Genomic DNA, 16579 nt, shown 5'->3' on the forward strand with positions numbered 1-16579 from the left:
CTCACCCTCCTGATCGGAACCTGGCGATGACGTTTCGTCCTGCGGCGGCCAGATCCTTCTCTCCATCAATCCCCTGTGCCCAGCGTTCAATGACCTCCGCTGTAGCGACGTCGATCAGCCTGTCACGATCTTCGTCGGGGATGGGATCAAGGACCATGTCGTCCACATAGTCGATCAACCTCACCGTGGTGGCGATGATGGTGCGCTGCAGTCCCGCAGGCTGAGACTGGCTCGGACTGTCGCCGCCGACGAACATCGGGAGCGACCCTTCGAGGATCCAAGTCGAGCTGATACCCAAGGCCTGCTGGGCTTTGGAGGCCCCCGCAGCACTGACGCCGGTAGCTCTGGACTCCCAGTTTTTTACGGTCTGCGGCGATTGCCCGAGGGCACGGGCTAGCTCCGACTGACCCGAGATTGGGGTGCCGAGCCACTGGGCGGCGTCGTACAGACGCTTCATGGAGGGGTGCATGGATGCCATGCGCCATTGTCCTGTTACTAAACACGGCGTTGTTACACGTGATGTTGACTGTCGATTAAACATGACGTGTAATGCGCCTATGAACGCCAAATCCGTGATCGAAGTGCACCCCGACGCCCAGCTGATCGATCAACTGGGCGGACCGGCCGTCGTTGCCCGTGCCCTTGGCTTCGATATGCCAGGCGGGGTCCAGCGAGTTCACAACTGGAAGAGCCGCGGCATTCCTCCGCTGACCCGGATCACTCGCACCGACGTCTTCGGCCCCATGCCCGCCAACGACAGCAGCCCCAACGGCGTCGCCGCATGAGCCAGTTCCATGCCCCGTCCCAGCCTGCCCGTGTGTGTGGTGACCGCGGACAAACGGCTGGGCGGGGCGCCTCTTCCCTGAATTGATCGTCTCCATGGCGCCTATCGTGCGCCGCCGCTGCCCAGCAGTCTCCAAACGAGAAGTCCGCCCATGAATGTCTCCGACGCCGCCTACGACACCGTCCACGAATACCCCGGTGGCAGCGAGTCCCTCGCCCCCCGCATGAGCAAGGGTCTGTCCGCCGCAACACTTCGCGCCAAGGTCAACCCGAATACCGACCGCAACCTGCTCAGCCTGCAGGAGGCAGACGAGCTGATGGGAAAGGCCGGCGACTACCGGATCCTGCATGCCCTGGCGGCGAGCCATGGTTTCGTGCTGCAGCGGGTGGACGCTCCGGACGGCGGCTCGATGATCGGGGCACTGCTGGCAGCGGCTGCCGCGAAGGGCGACCTTTCCCAGGTCATCGCCGACGCACTGGCAGATGGCCGCGTCACCCCAAATGAAGCCGACGCCGTCGGCCGCGCCTGCGCGCAGGTGATGGCCGCGATCGCGCAGGTCGGTCAGCATGCAGACGCAGCAGCGGAGCGGGGCGGGGTATGAACGTAACTGCCCGAATCTTGGGCGTGGTTACGGCACGCAAATGGCGCGCCCGTGCTACAGCATGGGTGTCCGCCCAACGAGGGGGACACCCCATGAATGCTCGACCCGATGTTCTCCGGCAGCTGCAATGCTGCCTGGACGTGATTGCCCGCAGCCAGCCGATGACCGACGCCGAGCGCGCGGAGCACCGCTGCCGCTGTGCTAAGGAGCAGGCCAGAGCCGAGGCGCGCCGCGCCGGCAACGCTGCACCTGATCTTCTGGGAGGGGTGTGATGGCCCGCATCCGCTCTATCAAGCCCGAGTTCTGGTCCAGCGAGCAGGTTATGGAGTGCTCGCCGATGGCTCGGCTGCTCTTTATCGGACTTTGGAACTTCTGCGACGACGGCGGCAACCACGTTGCCAGCGCGAAGACGGTGAAGGCAGAGATCTTCCCCGGCGACGACATCTCCTCGACGGACGTGCAGCGAATGCTCGACGAGCTCTCGTCGAATTCCCTCATTGCCTTCTACAGCAATGCTGGCAAGGACTATCTGCACGTCACTGGCTGGAAGAAGCACCAGAAAATCGACCGTCCGACCTTCAAGCATCCGCGCTATTCGAAGGATGATCGTCGAGCACTCGACGAGCCCTCACCCCCGGAAGGGAAGGGAGAGGAGGGGAGTGGAGAGGAAGGGAAAGAGCATTCCTCGCTTCGCTCGGAGTCGTCCCCGCAGCTGGCGCTGACGGGCGACCCGTCTGCCCCTGCTGACCTCAAGGCAAAACGAGCAGACCGGATACGCCAGATCTTCGAGGACGCCCGCGCCGCCTACAACGACGTCCTGGCCAAGCCAAACGGTCAGTTGCCGGCCTGCACCGTGGTCAACAAGCCGCGCCTCAAGGCCGTGGAGAAGGCCCTGCCGACCGTGCGCCAGCTGTGTCAGGCGATGTTCGGCAGCGAGAAGGTCACGCCGCAGTTCTGGCAAGCCTACTTCGAGACGGCTGCCGGCGACGACTTCCACAACGGGAACGGGCCCTACACTGCGCCGCACGAAAACTGGCGACCGGACTTCGAGTACCTGCTGCGGGAAACGGTCATCGCCAAGCTGGCTGATCGCGCCGCGTCGGAGGCTGCAGCATGACCGGCCGCGAGCACGAGGTGGACCGCCTGGCCGGCCTCTACCAGGACCAGCAGAGCCTGCGCCTGCCGCCGCACAGCGTCGATGCCGAGCAGGCGGTACTGGGAGGCCTGATGCTGCGCCACCGCGCGTGGGACGATGTTGCCGACCTGCTGAGTGCCGAGAGCTTCTACCGGGCCGACCACCGGCTGATCTGGCAGGCCATGGTCGACATGCCACGGAACGTGGAGTTCGATCCGGTCACGCTCGGCGAATGGTTCGAATCTCGCGGCAAGCTGGATCTCGTGCGGGGGGGAAGCTACTTGGTGGAGCTGGCCACCACCACGCCCTCGGCGGCGAACATCGCTGCATACGCCGAGATCGTGGCCGAGAAGGCGAAGCTGCGAGCGCTGATCTACGCCGGGCACGACCTGATCGACGCTGCCTACAGCCCGGAAGGGCGTAGCGCCCTCGACCTGGTTGGTCAGGCCCAAAGCCGCATCGGGGGGCTGCTGGACAACGAACCGTGCGACCTCGAACCGGTGGCGCCGGTTATGGCCAGGGTGTTCGACCAACTGAGCCGCGCGTCCGCGCTGCCCGGTGGAATCAGCGGGTTGTCCACCGGCATGGAGGACTTGGACGCGGTGCTGGATGGGCTGCAGCCTGGCCGCCTGTACGTGGTGGCTGCCCGTCCCAAGATGGGCAAGACGACGCTGGCGCAGAACATCGCCGAGCAGGTTGCTCTGCAGGCGAAGCGCTCGGTGGCGTTCTTCAGCTTCGAAATGAAGCCGGAAGAGCTGGGCAAGCGGATGCTCTGCAACAAGGCCGGAATCAGCGGTAGCAAGCTCCGCCGCGGCGAGCTGGACGAGATCGATTGGCAGAACGCGGCGGACTGGACCCGTCGCATCGGTGAGGCTGCCATCCGCATCAGCCGTCCGCGCACGGCCAAGGTGCAGCACGTCTGCGCCCAGGTCCGACGCATGAAAGCGCAGGACCCCGCACTGAGCGTCGTGGTCATCGACTACCTGCAGCTGATGCACGTCTCCGGCGACAACCGCGCCTCCGGCATAGGCGATATCACCCGGGCACTGAAGCTGCTGGCCAGCGAGATCGACGTGGCGGTGCTTCTGCTGAGCCAGCTCAATCGCGACGTCGAGAAGCGGGTAGGGGACAAGCGCCCCATCGTGGCGGACCTGCGCGACTCTGGCTCGATCGAGCAGGACGCCGACGCCGTGATCTTCATCTACCGCGACGAGATCTACCACAAGGACAGCCGATGGGATGGCACAGCGGAGCTGATCGTGGCCATCCAGCGGGACGGCGCCCCGGGCATGGCGCGGGTGTTGTACGAACCGGGCTACTTCCGGTTTTCCAACCTGCCGGAGTGGTGGCGCCCGAAGGAGAGCGCGGCCAGTGCGCCTGCGGCTGGCAAGGCACCAGCGAAGCGTCGAGGCCTGGCCGGCTTCCTCCCGCAAGCGGGCGATGCGCCATGACCCTCACAGCTGCAGCCAAGAAGATCCGGGCGAAGCGCGCGCGCCGACCGGTCTACCTGACCGTGAAGAAGCTGGTCGACCCCGACACTGGCGAACTGGTCGGTGCCCTGGTTCCCGCCCACGACGTGGATGCGCGTCTGCTGCGGGAGCGAAACTTCCACACTGGCCGCGAGGTGCGCGCCGAGTTGAAACAGCCGCGAGAGGGCTGGCAGCACCGACTGATCCACAAGATCGGGCAGCTAGTGGTGGACAACGTCGAGGGCTGGGAGCAGATCCAGAGCCACGATGCGGTGAAGCGGCTGCAGCGCGAGTCAGGCACCTGCTGCGACGAGATCGAGATCGAGGTTCCCGGCGTCGGTCGCTTGATGGTGAAGCAGGCGGAGAGCTTGTCCTTCGATGAAATGGATCAGGACCGCTTCCGGGTGCTGTTCGACGGAATCACCCAGCACATCGGCAACGCCTACGCGCACGTCATGCTGGACGACGTGCGCGCGGAGTTCTGGCAGATGGCCGGCCAGAACAGGAGAGCCGCTTGATCAAGAAAATTACGGTTTCCAAATGGACTTGCTTGGCACGGGGGTCAGCTTCTTCGCCAGAAGCTCGCCGCGAACCTGATGGCCGAGACCGGTCAGCCCGATGGGGTCAACATTGGCTAAGCCCCAGCTCTCAAGATCACTCAGCGATGGAGCGGTGTTGGGCACTTGCCCAGCTGCTACGGCGTCCAGAGAGGCTAGCAGCGCTTCTTCGTGTGGATACAACGGCATTGGAACGGTCCTTGTTTGCGTGTGGTGAGGCTCGATCATGAGGCGCGGCCGTTCCACGGGCAAGCCCACCATCGTCCAGCAGGCTCGGATGGACGCCATCACCGATATCGGCTGCATCGTGGCCAGGACCTTGGGCATCAGCTTCGGGGAAACGCCGGTACCGGCGGAGGTCCACCACCTGACCGTTGGGGGGCGGCACGGCCAGAGGCGCCGGGGCCACGACTTCACCATCGGCCTGAATCCGTGGTCGCACCGCGGGGAGCCGTTCGGCGGCATGTCGGTGGCCAGGTGCGAGGAGCTGTTCGGCCCGTCCTATGCCAAGCAGCCACGTCGCTTCCGTCAGGAAATTGGCAACGACGATTACCTGCTGGACCTGCAGAACACCTTGATCGAACTGCACCTGGAGAAGACCTCATGGCGACCAGTCGCCTGATTTTTGCAATTGACCCGGGCCTGAAAGGCGCGGTAGCGGCGTTGGCCGACGGCTTCCCATGCGCCGTGCTGGATATGCCCACCATGGAGGTCGACGGCCGAACCGAGATCGACTCCCGCGCCATCGCAGTGTTCCTGCGCGAGCAGCGAGCAGCCCACCCGGGCGCCGAGGTGCTGGCTTGCATCGAACGGGTCCGGGCGATGCCGGCGCATGGCCGGAAGCAGGGCGCTCAGTCGTCAATGAACTTCGGCGACAACTACGGCAAGGCCAAGGCCGTGCTGGAGCTGCTGGGGATTACCACGATCCGGGCAGAACCGCTGAGCTGGAAGCGCCGCTTCGGTTTGGTCGGCCAAGACAAGGACGCCTGTCGCTTGCTGGCCAGCCAGCGGTTCCCGGCGGCCGCGCATTACCTGACCCGCAAGAAGGATGACGGGCGCGCCGACGCCCTGATGATCGGCCTATGGGCTGCGCACCAGGTTGCGTTGGGCAAGGCGGCATGACGGGGGACGTCGCCGAGATCCGCCTCCGAAAGCGGTACCGGTCTTACCTGAAGAAGCACGGCCGGTGCGCGGTCTGCTCCTTCCGCAGCCAAGGCGAGGCCGGCTTCCACTGCAAAGGGTGGTCCGACCGGGTGGCCACCTGCGACACCGACGGCAAGCTGCCGGCGTTTCGATTCGATGATCAAGTACTGGAGCAACTTCGCGATGCGTAGCACTGACCCCCTGACCGAAGAACTCCGCCGCTGGGGCCATGCCCAGGTGAACCGCTTCGCCCTGAGCCGCGCCGACCGCAGCGTGCACGTGCTGGACAAGGTGCGGGACCACGCCCCGCTGACTCGGGAGCGGGCCGCACGCGACCTAGTCGCTCGTGACGGCGGAGAGCGCCGCCGTTTCATGGCCGCCCGCAGTGGGGTCGAAGGCATGGCCACGCTGCCGATGTGGGCGGTGGACCCGGTTCGGGCATCCAACGATGCCGACCATCCCCACGACAATCCGGAGATCGCCGTGGATACCGGCACCCCGGACGAGCTGCGTTGGGTGGACCGGGCGCTGGCGTCGATGGCGCGGCAATTCCCCCTTCGGGCACTGATCGTGCGTACCGAATATACGGTTTCGGCTAGCCAGACAGTGAAGTCGAGAATGGTGGCTGAGCAGTACGGTGGCCTACTGACACTGCGGCAATACCGCTACGAGCTGGCCAAGGCAACGGAGTGGTTTCGTGGTCGCTTAGCCGCCTAGCGCGGCCTTCGCTTGGCTCGCCGCACTGCAGCTTGAACTCGTCACTGCGCTGGTCGATTCTCATGGCTCCAACAACCGCAAGGAGCGATAGATGTCCAGCACCCCAATGCCCGGTCAAGCGACCAGCGTCCTCGATCTCGGTTCCGAGAATTTGGCCCTTAAGGCTGGGCTTGAAGCTTTGATCATGACCCTCAACCCCGCACAGAAGCAGGAATTCCTTCAGAACCTTCGAGGCCGGTCGGTGCGAGGAAATCCGGCCTATATGAAGGTGATCGTGGATCTGGAGAGCATCACGGCGCGATGAACCAGCTGCCCGGCTTGACAGTGACGTAAGCAATCTGCATGATTCTGCCACTGTCAAGAGTTGTACCTGAAGCCCCGGCCCTGCGCCGGGGCTTTTGCGTTCTTGGCCCCAATACCGATTGACCACCGAGCGACCAGGCCTGAACACCTCGCCGCGGGGCGACACGGGCCGGCACCAATACTCCAGGGCGGAGAGCGGCCGGGTCCATGACCCCGGCTATGGTGCCTATCCAGCGGTGGTGATCGGCTTTCTACGCCCGCAGCCCCCCGGACCAACCACGAACTGTCGAAGAGACCGGTCGAGGGGCGGGCACCCTACAGCAGCGTGGAGAAGCGGCATCTCACCGGGCCCATAACCCGGAGGTCACCCGTTCGAATCGGGCCGCTGCTACCAACCGACGGAGACGCCATGGTGAGCACCGAGACAGTCGCGGCCGCCATGGGCGCCGGCAGGTACGCCCAGGCGCTGGAAGAAGCATGCATCCGGTTCGGCATCGTGCCGGCGCTGGAAAAGGCTCACTTCCTGGCGCACATGGCAGTCGAGTCGCAGGGCTTTACCCGCGTCCGGGAGAATCTCGGCTACAGCGCGCAGCGCCTCCTCGAGGTCTTCCCTGGACGCAACGGCCTGAAGACGCTGGTACAGGCCCAGGCCATCGTCGCGCGCGGCCGTGACGGGATCGCCGAAGCGATCTACGGTGGCGCGTGGGGCGCGGCAAAACTGGGCAACACGCAGTCCGGTGACGGTGCACGCTTCCCGGGACGCAGCCTGATTCACCTGACGGGCCGCGCCAACGTCGCCGCCTACTCGCAAGCCATGTACGGCGATGATCGGGTGGTGCGGGATCCGACCATGCTGGAGCGGCTGCCCGACGCAGCGCTCGCTGCCGGCTGGTACTGGGTGTGGCGCGGCTGCGGTGAGCCGGCGCGGCGGGACGACCTGAAGGGCAGCACTCTCAAGGTGAACGGAGGCCTCAATGGGCTGGCCGACCGAGCGATCAAGCTGGCCCAGGCCAAGAAGCTGTTCGGCATCAAGGAATGACCGGGATGCCAGATCTGGACGACGCGACGCTGCTGCAGGCCGAGCAGGAGTCCCTCGGCGAAGCCGTGGTGCTGTTGAAGGAAGTGTGGGGCTGGACTCCGCGCCCCAGGCGGGACGCGCGCAACGTGCTGCGGCTCGGCTTCGGGCGAGCAATCGAGCTCCGCACGCAGAGCGAGCGGGCAGCTACGCTGGAACTGACGGAAGACCTGATGCAGGCGCAGGAAGTGTTGCGCGGCAGGGTTTTCGAGCTGCTGGCCTTGCATCCGGAAATGCGGCGGTCTATGCCCTACATCATCGCGATCGCTGACATCATGGGCGCAGAGCTGGTCAGGGACAGCAACGAGCTGTGGGCCGCCGCGCGCATGGGTAATTGGCTGGAGTTCGGTGCGGTTATCCAGGACTTCCGCTGGGATCACTTCAGCACCGCCACCGTGCGGGACAAGCGAGCTGTCAGCCGGCTGGTAATGCGGTTGGTGATGGGTGCCTCTGGGAGCGCGGTATGACCTTCGCGACGCGCAACGTCGGCGCTGCCCGAGTCGGTATCGCCGTGCTGGTGCTGACCATGCTCGGGCTGGCCATGGCCGCCTTGGTTTCGGTCGCAATCCCGGCAGAGAACAAAGACGCCTTCAGCCAACTGGTTGGCGGCCTGAACAATGCCACTGGCATGGTCATTGGCTACTTCTTCGGCATGGCCCGCAGGGGCTCTGGAGCCTGATATGCGACAGCTCATCTACATCACCGAGCAGGAAGCGGCAGATGCCGGCATGACCCATGAAGGCCGCCTGTTCGGCGTCCCCGCTTGGCTGCGCGTGGACAGCGATGAACAGGTCACGGGCACCCCGAAGGTGCCGGCTCTTCACCTGTGGTGCTGGGTAGCGGACCTGGCCATGGAGCTGAAGGCCTGCTTCTTCTACGTGGACGAGGTGGTCGAATCGCCGATCAGCATCGGCCGCCGGATCGAAGGCGCGTGAACCGCCTGATCGCGGCAGCTGCAGGCCTCGCCATCTGGACCGGTCTGGTGTTCTGGGCCGGCTCCACTTTCACCGAGCGGGGCGCCGACCTCAAGGCGTCCAAGAAGGAGACGGCCCAGGCAACCGCGGTAGTGGACCAGGTGAACCAGGCCCGCGCCACAGAGCAGAACCAGGCCGCGACCATGGCCGCCATCGGAGCGAAGCATGAAGAAGACCGGGCTGCGGCCGAGGCCGTCCCTGATGCTGTTGTGGCTGACCTGCGTGCTGACCGCCTCCGGCTGCGCGATGGGTGGGCAAGCTGTGAAACCCAGCGTCTGTCCGACGGTATCTCCAGCACCCGCGAACGTGATGAGGCAGCCCAGCGGCGAGCAGAGTTTGCGGGCCGAATTGTTCGAATCGGGCGAGACGCCGACGACCAGCTCCGCGCCTGCCAAGCCGTAGTCGCCGCAGACCGAGCCGAGGTGACACCGTGACCATCGGCTGGCCACAGATCATCGTCCTAGGGCTGATGTTCGTCAGCCTCGGTCTTGAGATCGGCCGGCACGGTACTGCCAAGGCCCGTGAGGTGGACAACCACAGCGCATGGGGCGAAGTGGTTGGATCCGTGGTGATGATTGGGCTGCTGTACTGGGGTGGCTTCTTCGGCTGATTACCTCCTGCGCCGCCGGCGGTTGACTGCCTCGATCAACCAGGTGAGAGCGATCACAAGGCCCGTGGCCAAGTGGATGAAGTCGGGACTGATGCTGATGTGCATTGGTGAAGCGTCTCCTGTGGGTGGTCTGTATCAGGTGCGTTCCGAATTACCTGCGTCGCTTCGGGGACGGACGTTCCCCCCCCTCCAGACCCCGGTGTTCAGCGCGGCTTAGCGGCCGGGTTGCTGCGAATCCTGACCTCCCATCGAGCACCGTTCCACTTGCAGGATTTCCGTCCGTAACCATGGCCAAGAAGACCTCAGTCCGCGCGGCCCCGCTGACGGCCAAGCAGCAGCGGTTCGTGCAGGAATACTTGAAGGACCAGAACGGCACCCAAGCCGCCATCCGCAGCGGGTATAGCGAGAAAACGGCGAAGCAGCAGGGCTCCAGGCTCCTCACCGAGCCACGGATCCAGGCGGCGGTGCGCGTCGGCCAGCAGAAGATGGCCAAGAAGGCCGAGGTCACGGTGGATAGCCTGATGGCCGAGCTGGAGCAGGCCCGGAAGCTGGCGCTGAAGGAAAAGCAGGCCAGCGCGGCGGTCACCGCCACTATGGGCAAGGGAAAGCTGGCCGGCCTGCTTGTGGAGAAGCGCCAGCACTCAGGCGCCGTGGGCACCTACAACCTGAAGGACCTCTCGGATAATGACCTCGACCGCCTTGAAAAGATCCTCGGTCCGCTTGCCGACTTTGGCGGAGATCCGGGCGGAGCGGACGAGGAGGGCAGCTGAGCGCGAGAGGGAGCGAATCGCGGAAGACGTAGAGGGCATCCGGGCGCGGTCGCAGACGTTGGAAGGCTTCATCCTCGAGCATTGGCACATCCTAGAGCCGGCCAGGCCGCTGAAGTTTGGCTGGGCACTGCGCGCGATGTGCCGGCATCTGGAAGCGGTCACCGAGGGGCACATCCAGTTCCTGTTGATGACCGTGCCGCCGGGCATGATGAAGTCGCTGCTGCTGGTGTTCTGGACGGCGTGGGAATGGGGCCCGGTTGGCCGCCCTGACCTACAGATGCTCGCCACCTCCTACAGCCAGCCCAACGTGTTGCGCGACAACCTGAAGCTGCGGCGCCTGGTCGAGAGCGACCAGTACCAGGCCGCGTGGCCAATGAAGCTTCGCGGGGACCAGAACGCGAAGGGCAAATTTGAGAACACCGGGAACGGCTTCAGTGAGGCCAGGCCCTTCAGCTCAATGACCGGCGGCCGCGGCGACCGGGTGAAAGTGGATGACCCGCACTCGACGGAGACAGCCGAGAGCGACGCAGAACGCAAGACAGCGGTCAGGATCTTCCGGGAGGGCATCACCGACCGCCTCAATGACATCACCTCGTCGGCGATGGTGATCATCATGCAGCGCCTGCACCAGCAGGACGTTGCAGCGGTGGCGCTGGAGCTGGACTTGGGGTTCGTCCACCTGAATCTGCCGATGGAGTTCGAGGCAGAGCGGGTCGACAAGGACGGAAAGAAGACGGGCGGTCCCTGCCGCACCTACGTGAACGGAGAGCTCTTCTTCGAAGACCCGCGCACGGAGGACGGCGAGCTTCTGTTTCCGGAGCGTTTCCCGCGCGCCGACGTCGACAGGCTCAAGCGTGCGAAGGGCAGCTACGCATACGCCGGCCAGTACCAGCAGCGGCCCACGCCGCGCGACGGCGGCCGGTTCAAGCGGGAATGGTTCGAGGTGGTAGAGGCGGCACCGGCGATCGCGTCGGCGCGAAAGGTTCGGCGATGGGACTTCGCCGCCACCGACCCGAAGGAGAAGAGCAGCAGCGATCCTGACTCCACCGTAGGCCTGTTGCTCGGAGAGACCGGGGGTACCTATTACGTCCTCGATGTGGTCCGCGACCAGGTGTCCCCTGCAGGTGTGGAGCGGATGCTGAAAAACACGGCGCTGCAGGACGGGAAGGGCATCAAGGTCCGGATACCGCAGGACCCCGGCGCCGCCGGCAAGAGCAATGCAGCTCACCAAGTGAAGCTGCTGGCCGGCTGGGACGTCAAGGCGGTGCTGGAATCCGGATCCAAGGAGGTTCGGGCAACACCAGTCGAGGCTCAAGCCGAGGCCGGGAACATCAAGCTGGTGAACGGTCTGTGGGTAGCAACCTTCCTGGACGAGATCGCCGAATTCCCCAACGCCAAGCACGACGATCAGGTCGACGCACTGTCCGGCGCCTTCGCTGAGCTGGCTACGGGCAGCACCTACAATCTCGGGAACGCACTCTGATGGGCAAAATCGCACAGATCAGGGACGGCCTCGTCAACCTGGTTTCCAACCTGGGCACGCCTCGCGACAAGGCGGCGTCGAGCTTCTACGGCATTCCGATGCTCACCGAGCAGGACGCGGAGAACGCCTATCGCGGCACTTGGCTGGCCCGGAAGGTGATCGACATTCCGGCTCTGGACAGCTGCCGGAAGTGGCGCAGCTGGAGCGCCGACCAGAAACAGATCACCGCGATGGAGGCGGAGGAGAAGCGCCTGGGGCTGCAACAAAAGCTGCTGCTGGCGATGATCCGCGCTCGCCTCACCGGGGGCGCCGCGCTCTACATCGGTACCGGCCATGCCGATCCGATGCAGCCCCTGAAGCCGGAGGCCCTGGGCAAGGGCGGCATCCGCCACATTAATGTGCTGTCCAAGCGCGTGCTGCAGGCTGGCGAGCTGGACCGCGACCCGGAATCGCCGGGGTATGGCCAGCCGGCCTACTACACGCTCAGCTCCGGCACTGCTGGCCAGTTGAAGATCCACCCGTCACGCCTGGTGCTCCTGCACGGCGCGGTCCGGCCGGACCCGGAAATGAACGCAGGGGATGGTTGGGGCGACTCGGTGTTGCTGGCGATCAGCAAGGCCATCAAGGACGCCGACGCCACGGCCGGCAACATCGCTTCTCTGGTGTTCGAGGCGAAGGTCGATGTGATCAAGATCCCGAATTTCATGTCGCAGTTGGCCGAACCGGGCTATGAGGCAAAGGTCCTCAACCGGCTGCAATTGGCCGCGATTGGCAAGGGGATCAACGGCACCCTGGTGATGGACGCCGAGGAAGAATACGAGCAGAAGCAGCTCCAGTTCGGCGGCCTCACCGATGTGCTGATGGCCTTCCTGCAACTTTCCTCGGGCGCGTCCGATATCCCGATGACGCGCCTGCTGGGTCAGTCGCCGGCGGGGCTGAATTCCACGGGCGAGGGCGACCTGCGGAACTACTACGACCGGATCAGTTCCGGGCAGGAACTGGTGTTGACGCCAGCGCTCCAGGTGCTGGACGAATGCCTGATTCGCTCGGCGCTGGGCAGCCGGCCGCCCGAGGTGTTCTACAACTGGCGCAGCCTGTGGCAGACGACTGACACCGAGCGCGCGGCCATCGGCAAGACCACGGCCGATACCATCAAGACCATCGCCGAAACGAGGCTTCTGCCGGATGAGGTCATGTCCACCGTTGCGGTGAACATGCTCACCGAGGCTGGCGTCGCGCCTGGCCTGGAAGCGGAGATGCTGGACTGGACACAGGCAAATCCGGCCGGCGTTGAATCGGGAGGAGATGACCCGGAGGAGGGCGGCTCGCCACGCGTGGTGGTGGATGCCGAGCCCCGTTCGCTCTACGTGCACCGGAAGGTGGTGAACACGCGCGACATCGAGGCTTGGGCGAGGGAACAGGGCCTCACCGACCTGCGGGACGACCTGCATGTGACGGTGGCCTACTCGCGGCAGGCATTCGACTGGATCAAGGCTGGCAACGCCAACGACTGGGGAACTGACGGTTCCGACCAGTTGGTGATCCCGGAAGGTGGCCCACGCGCCGTGGAGCCGCTTGGTGGGATGTCGGCGGTGCTGTTGTTTGCGTCGTCGCAGTTGTGCTGGCGCCACGAAAGCATCATCCGCGCGGGCGGCTCGCACGACTACCCGGAGTTCACCCCGCACATCAGCCTTACCAAGGCGCCCATCGACCTTTCGAAGGTCGAGCCGTACCGAGGCCGTATCGTGCTCGGCCCGGAATTCTTCGAAGAACTCCGAGAGGACTGACCTCATGTACCTGATTGATCACGTCCCGGTTTCGGCGCCCCGCCGAACCGCAGACGGCTACCTCGTGGCCGATGCATACGTGGCGCGGACCGGCATTCAGACCTATCTCGGGGAAGAGCTGGGCCGACCTGACCTGCTGAACGTGCGGGTCTATCGGCCGCCGGAGGAGGTGTTCTCCGACGCAACGCTGCGCAGCTTCGCGCACCGGCCGATGACCAACGACCATCCGCCGGAACAGGTGAACGCTCAGAACTGGAAGAAGTACGCCGTTGGTCAGACGGGCGATGAGGTAGTGCACGACAAGAACCGGGTTCGCGTCCCGCTGGTGCTGATGGACCAAGACGCGATCGCGGACTACCAGGCCGGCAAGCGCGAGCTGTCCCAGGGTTACTCGTCGGAGATCGATTGGACCGATGGGGTGACGCCGGAAGGCGAGCCCTACGACGCGGTCCAGCGAAACATTCGCAACAACCACTTGGCTCTGGTCCAGCGCGGCCGGGCCGGCTCTCAGTTTCGCATCGGGGATGGGCGCACCCCCGGTGCTCCGGATCTAAGCGCCCATCCACAATCCCAGGAGAACCACATGAGCGACAAGACCATCTTGGTCGATGGGCTGTCCGTCGTCACCAACGACGCCGGCGCCCAGGCCATCAGCAAGCTGCAGCAGCAGCTGAAGGATGCGCAGACCGCCGCGGGCACCGCAAACGCCAACTACGAGACGGTGATCGCGGCCAAGGACGCTGACATCGCCAAGCGGGACGCTGAAATCGATTCGCTGAAGGGCCAGGTTCTCAGCGATGCGGCGCTGGACCAGCGCGTGCAGGCCCGTGGCGACCTGATCGGCAAGGCCAAGGCCATCCATGACACCGACTACACCGGAAAGAGCGATGCGGAAGTCCGCAAGGCCGCCGTCGTCGGCAAGCTCGGCGATGCCGCGGTGGCCGGTAAGCCCGAGGCCTACATCGAAGCGCGTTTCGACATCCTGGCCGACGGAGCAAAGCCGCGTGATCCGGTGGCTGTCGCGCTCGGCGACCGGGTCACCTATCGCCAGCAGGTGCAGGACAACGGCTACGCCGCGTCCGTCGCCGGCCTGGATTACCGCACCGCCAACCAGAAGGAGGCGTAAGCCATGGCACTGCAGACCACCTATCCGGACACTCCGCCGGCAGCCATCCTCGGCGCGCAGGCGACCATGTTGCCGGCCACGATCATCTCCCGGGACGTGGAAACCGCCCCGGGCATCGGCTTCGGCCGCGCTGTTGCTCAAGGCACCGCCGACAAGGGAGTCGTCCTGGCCGGCACCGGCGCGCTGAAGCTCGTCGGAATCACCCTGTTGGACCGTTCTGCCGTCGGCAGTGTCGGAGTGCCCGACAGTTTCGCGCAGCGCACCTCCGCCCGTGTGATCACCAAGGGGGACGTGTGGGTCGCCGCTGCCGTGGCGGTTAAGGCCGGCGACCCCGTGTACGTCACCGGCGCCGGCACGTTCACCAATGTGGACACCGGCAACACCGCCCTTGCAGGCGCCCGCTGGGACACCAGCACCACCGCCGCCGGTCAGCTGGCCGTCGTCCGTCTCGGCTAAGGAGCCAACCCCATGAATGGAGCAATCCCCCTCTTCGACGCCCAGGCTGCACTGGGTTTCGTCGTCGCCCAGACCTCGATCATCGAGCCGGGCATCTATCGGACGGTCTATCCGTCCGTCCAGTACCGCGATCTGGTTCCCGTCGATACTTCGGGTAGCGAGTTCGCCACCTCGGTGACCTACTACTCGTCCGATCAGTACGGCAAGGCTGGCTGGATCAACGGCAACGCCGACGACATCCCCAAGGCCGGCACCACCCGCGCTCAGCACCAGACTGGCGTGCACACTGCGGGCATCGGCTACGGTTTCGGCTGGGAGGAGATCGGCCGGGCTCAGCTCCTCGGCATCAACCTGCAGTCGGATGATGCTGCTGCAGCGCGCCAGGCATCTGAGGAGATGGTGGACCGCGTTGCGCTGCTTGGCGACGACACCAAGGGTTTCACCGGCCTGTTCAATGCCGCCGGCGTCACCCCGGTTGCAGCCCCGACCGGCAGTTGGGACGTGAATACGGACACGCAGCTCATCGTCAACACGCTGAACCAGGCGCTGATCAACGTCTTCAATGGCACCAACACTGCCTCGATGGCGGACACCCTGTTGATGCCGTGGTCGAAGTACCAGCTCATCGCCACCCGCAAAATGAGCGACAACAGCGACATGACCGTGCTGCAGTGGTTCTTGGCCAACAACATCTACACGGTCCAGTTTGGCCGACCGCTCACCGTGCGCGGCCAGCGCGGCCTGGACACCGCAGGTGTTGGTGGCACCACGCGCTTGGTGGCCTATCGCAAGGATGCGCAGGTAATGAAGATGCACGTGCCCATGCCGCACCGCTTCCTGCCGGCATGGCAGAGCGGCCCGCTGCGCTGGGATATCCCGGGCGTGATGCGCCTGGGTGGCCTGGACGTCCGCCTGCCCAAGGAAGTCGTCTACCTGGACGGCATCTGACCGCAATGGCCCCGGCCACGCGCCGGGGCCTCACTGGAGCACAGCATGAAGATCACCAATCATCACAAGGGCCCCATCGGTCTGCCCGACGGCACGGTGCTGCTCCCGGGCGAGCCGACCACCGTCGCCTCCTGGGACAAGCTCAAGAACAACGCCGTAGTGAAGGGCTGGCTGGACGGGAAAATTCTCTCCGTGGGCGGTTCGCCTGCGGCCAATTCGCCGCCGCCTGCGCCTTCGCTGCTCGGCTCGGACCTTCTGCCCGCGCATGTTTTGCTGGTCGACGACACCGGCGTGTCGCTGGGGGAAATCGTCCAGCATGCGCACGCGGCTTCGGGTCTGTCGGTCGAGGGCTGGAATGAGCTGGATGGCACCGTGCGCGAGGCCAAACTGGCCGATGCCGTCGAGCTGCTGCGGTCCGAAGCCGTTGCAGCGGCCGAAGCCAAGAAGACTGGTGCTGGAACTGGCGACGCTGGCGGCAGCACCGGCACGAGTGGTGCTTCCGGATCCGCGGATGCTGGCGACAAGGATGCGCTGATCGCCCGTGCCAAGGCGCTCGGCATTGCCGCCAAGGCCACGTGGGGCGTGCCGAAGCTGCAGGAGGCCATTGCAGCGGCCGAAGCCAAGAAGGGCGAGGGCTGACC

The 16579-nt window shown here is 65.2% G+C and carries 23 protein-coding genes and 1 tRNA gene; 23 read left to right on the forward strand and 1 reads right to left on the reverse strand.

Going from position 1 to position 16579, the window contains the following annotated elements:
* Position 1: 1 nt before the first annotated feature.
* Entirely contained in the window at positions 2-457 is a 456-nt protein-coding gene (locus tag HGB51_RS14960; protein WP_141738987.1) for a helix-turn-helix domain-containing protein, read from the reverse strand.
* Positions 458-557: 100 nt separating this feature from the next.
* On the opposite strand from HGB51_RS14960, the gene HGB51_RS14965 reads away from it, so the two are divergent.
* From HGB51_RS14965 to HGB51_RS15075, 23 genes are all read left to right on the forward strand, one after another.
* On the forward strand, positions 558-785 hold the full coding sequence (locus tag HGB51_RS14965; RefSeq protein ID WP_070206464.1) for a helix-turn-helix domain-containing protein: 228 nt from the start codon (positions 558-560) through the stop codon (positions 783-785).
* A 150-nt stretch (positions 786-935) separates the two neighbouring features.
* Positions 936-1385, forward strand: coding sequence for a phage regulatory CII family protein (locus HGB51_RS14970; protein WP_070206465.1), 450 nt, complete (start codon positions 936-938; stop codon positions 1383-1385).
* Positions 1386-1656: 271 nt separating this feature from the next.
* Positions 1657-2502, forward strand: coding sequence for a hypothetical protein (locus HGB51_RS14975; RefSeq protein WP_070206466.1), 846 nt, complete (start codon positions 1657-1659; stop codon positions 2500-2502).
* Positions 2499-3971, forward strand: coding sequence for a replicative DNA helicase (gene dnaB, locus HGB51_RS14980; protein WP_070206467.1), 1473 nt, complete (start codon positions 2499-2501; stop codon positions 3969-3971). Before HGB51_RS14975 ends, dnaB begins: the two co-directional genes overlap by 4 nt.
* Positions 3968-4507, forward strand: a complete 540-nt coding sequence (locus HGB51_RS14985; protein WP_070206468.1) for a hypothetical protein — start codon at positions 3968-3970, stop codon at positions 4505-4507. The genes dnaB and HGB51_RS14985 overlap by 4 nt, the downstream gene beginning before the upstream one ends.
* A 265-nt stretch (positions 4508-4772) precedes the next feature.
* A complete protein-coding gene (locus HGB51_RS14990) occupies positions 4773-5168 on the forward strand; it encodes a Ref family recombination enhancement nuclease (protein ID WP_070206469.1) in 396 nt (131 codons plus the stop codon).
* Positions 5150-5668: a RuvC family protein gene (locus HGB51_RS14995; protein WP_070206470.1), complete on the forward strand. Its 519-nt coding sequence runs from the start codon at positions 5150-5152 to the stop codon at positions 5666-5668. The genes HGB51_RS14990 and HGB51_RS14995 overlap by 19 nt, the downstream gene beginning before the upstream one ends.
* Before the next feature lie 177 nt (positions 5669-5845).
* Positions 5846-6406, forward strand: a complete 561-nt coding sequence (locus tag HGB51_RS15000; RefSeq protein WP_246233599.1) for a hypothetical protein — start codon at positions 5846-5848, stop codon at positions 6404-6406.
* Between the two features lie 91 nt (positions 6407-6497).
* Positions 6498-6710 carry a hypothetical protein gene (locus HGB51_RS15005; RefSeq protein WP_070206473.1) on the forward strand — a complete coding sequence of 71 codons (213 nt, stop codon included), beginning with the start codon at positions 6498-6500 and terminating at the stop codon, positions 6708-6710.
* 318 nt (positions 6711-7028) lie between these two features.
* Positions 7029-7103 (forward strand) — tRNA-Met (locus HGB51_RS15010).
* Positions 7104-7118: 15 nt separating this feature from the next.
* A complete protein-coding gene (locus tag HGB51_RS15015; protein ID WP_070206474.1) occupies positions 7119-7748 on the forward strand; it encodes a glycoside hydrolase family 19 protein in 630 nt (209 codons plus the stop codon).
* Positions 7749-7753: 5 nt separating this feature from the next.
* The gene (locus HGB51_RS15020; protein WP_141738988.1) at positions 7754-8251 is read left to right on the forward strand and encodes a hypothetical protein; all 498 of its coding nucleotides are present in this window, start codon (positions 7754-7756) and stop codon (positions 8249-8251) included.
* The gene (locus tag HGB51_RS15025) at positions 8248-8463 is read left to right on the forward strand and encodes a hypothetical protein (protein WP_070206476.1); all 216 of its coding nucleotides are present in this window, start codon (positions 8248-8250) and stop codon (positions 8461-8463) included. The genes HGB51_RS15020 and HGB51_RS15025 overlap by 4 nt, the downstream gene beginning before the upstream one ends.
* Before the next feature lies 1 nt (position 8464).
* A complete protein-coding gene (locus HGB51_RS15030; protein WP_070206477.1) occupies positions 8465-8719 on the forward strand; it encodes a hypothetical protein in 255 nt (84 codons plus the stop codon).
* Positions 8716-9192 (forward strand): lysis system spanin subunit, encoded by a 477-nt coding sequence (locus HGB51_RS15035; protein ID WP_070206478.1) that lies wholly within the window; start codon positions 8716-8718, stop codon positions 9190-9192. The genes HGB51_RS15030 and HGB51_RS15035 overlap by 4 nt, the downstream gene beginning before the upstream one ends.
* Entirely contained in the window at positions 9189-9368 is a 180-nt protein-coding gene (locus HGB51_RS15040) for a hypothetical protein (RefSeq protein WP_070206479.1), read from the forward strand. Before HGB51_RS15035 ends, HGB51_RS15040 begins: the two co-directional genes overlap by 4 nt.
* Before the next feature lie 287 nt (positions 9369-9655).
* Entirely contained in the window at positions 9656-10138 is a 483-nt protein-coding gene (locus tag HGB51_RS15045) for a terminase small subunit (protein ID WP_070206480.1), read from the forward strand.
* A complete protein-coding gene (gene terL, locus HGB51_RS15050) occupies positions 10053-11621 on the forward strand; it encodes a phage terminase large subunit (protein ID WP_246233600.1) in 1569 nt (522 codons plus the stop codon). Before HGB51_RS15045 ends, terL begins: the two co-directional genes overlap by 86 nt.
* Positions 11621-13408: an anti-CBASS protein Acb1 family protein gene (locus HGB51_RS15055; protein ID WP_070206481.1), complete on the forward strand. Its 1788-nt coding sequence runs from the start codon at positions 11621-11623 to the stop codon at positions 13406-13408. Before terL ends, HGB51_RS15055 begins: the two co-directional genes overlap by 1 nt.
* 4 nt (positions 13409-13412) lie before the next feature.
* Positions 13413-14534: a DUF2213 domain-containing protein gene (locus tag HGB51_RS15060; protein WP_070206482.1), complete on the forward strand. Its 1122-nt coding sequence runs from the start codon at positions 13413-13415 to the stop codon at positions 14532-14534.
* Between the two features lie 3 nt (positions 14535-14537).
* Positions 14538-14990, forward strand: coding sequence for a structural cement protein Gp24 (locus tag HGB51_RS15065; RefSeq protein ID WP_070206483.1), 453 nt, complete (start codon positions 14538-14540; stop codon positions 14988-14990).
* Between the two features lie 12 nt (positions 14991-15002).
* Entirely contained in the window at positions 15003-15938 is a 936-nt protein-coding gene (locus HGB51_RS15070; protein WP_070206484.1) for a DUF2184 domain-containing protein, read from the forward strand.
* Positions 15939-15983: 45 nt separating this feature from the next.
* Entirely contained in the window at positions 15984-16577 is a 594-nt protein-coding gene (locus tag HGB51_RS15075) for a hypothetical protein (protein ID WP_070206485.1), read from the forward strand.
* Positions 16578-16579: the final 2 nt, after the last annotated feature.

Origin of the sequence: Stenotrophomonas bentonitica (genome assembly GCF_013185915.1) — a bacterium.
Lineage (GTDB): Bacteria > Pseudomonadota > Gammaproteobacteria > Xanthomonadales > Xanthomonadaceae > Stenotrophomonas > Stenotrophomonas bentonitica.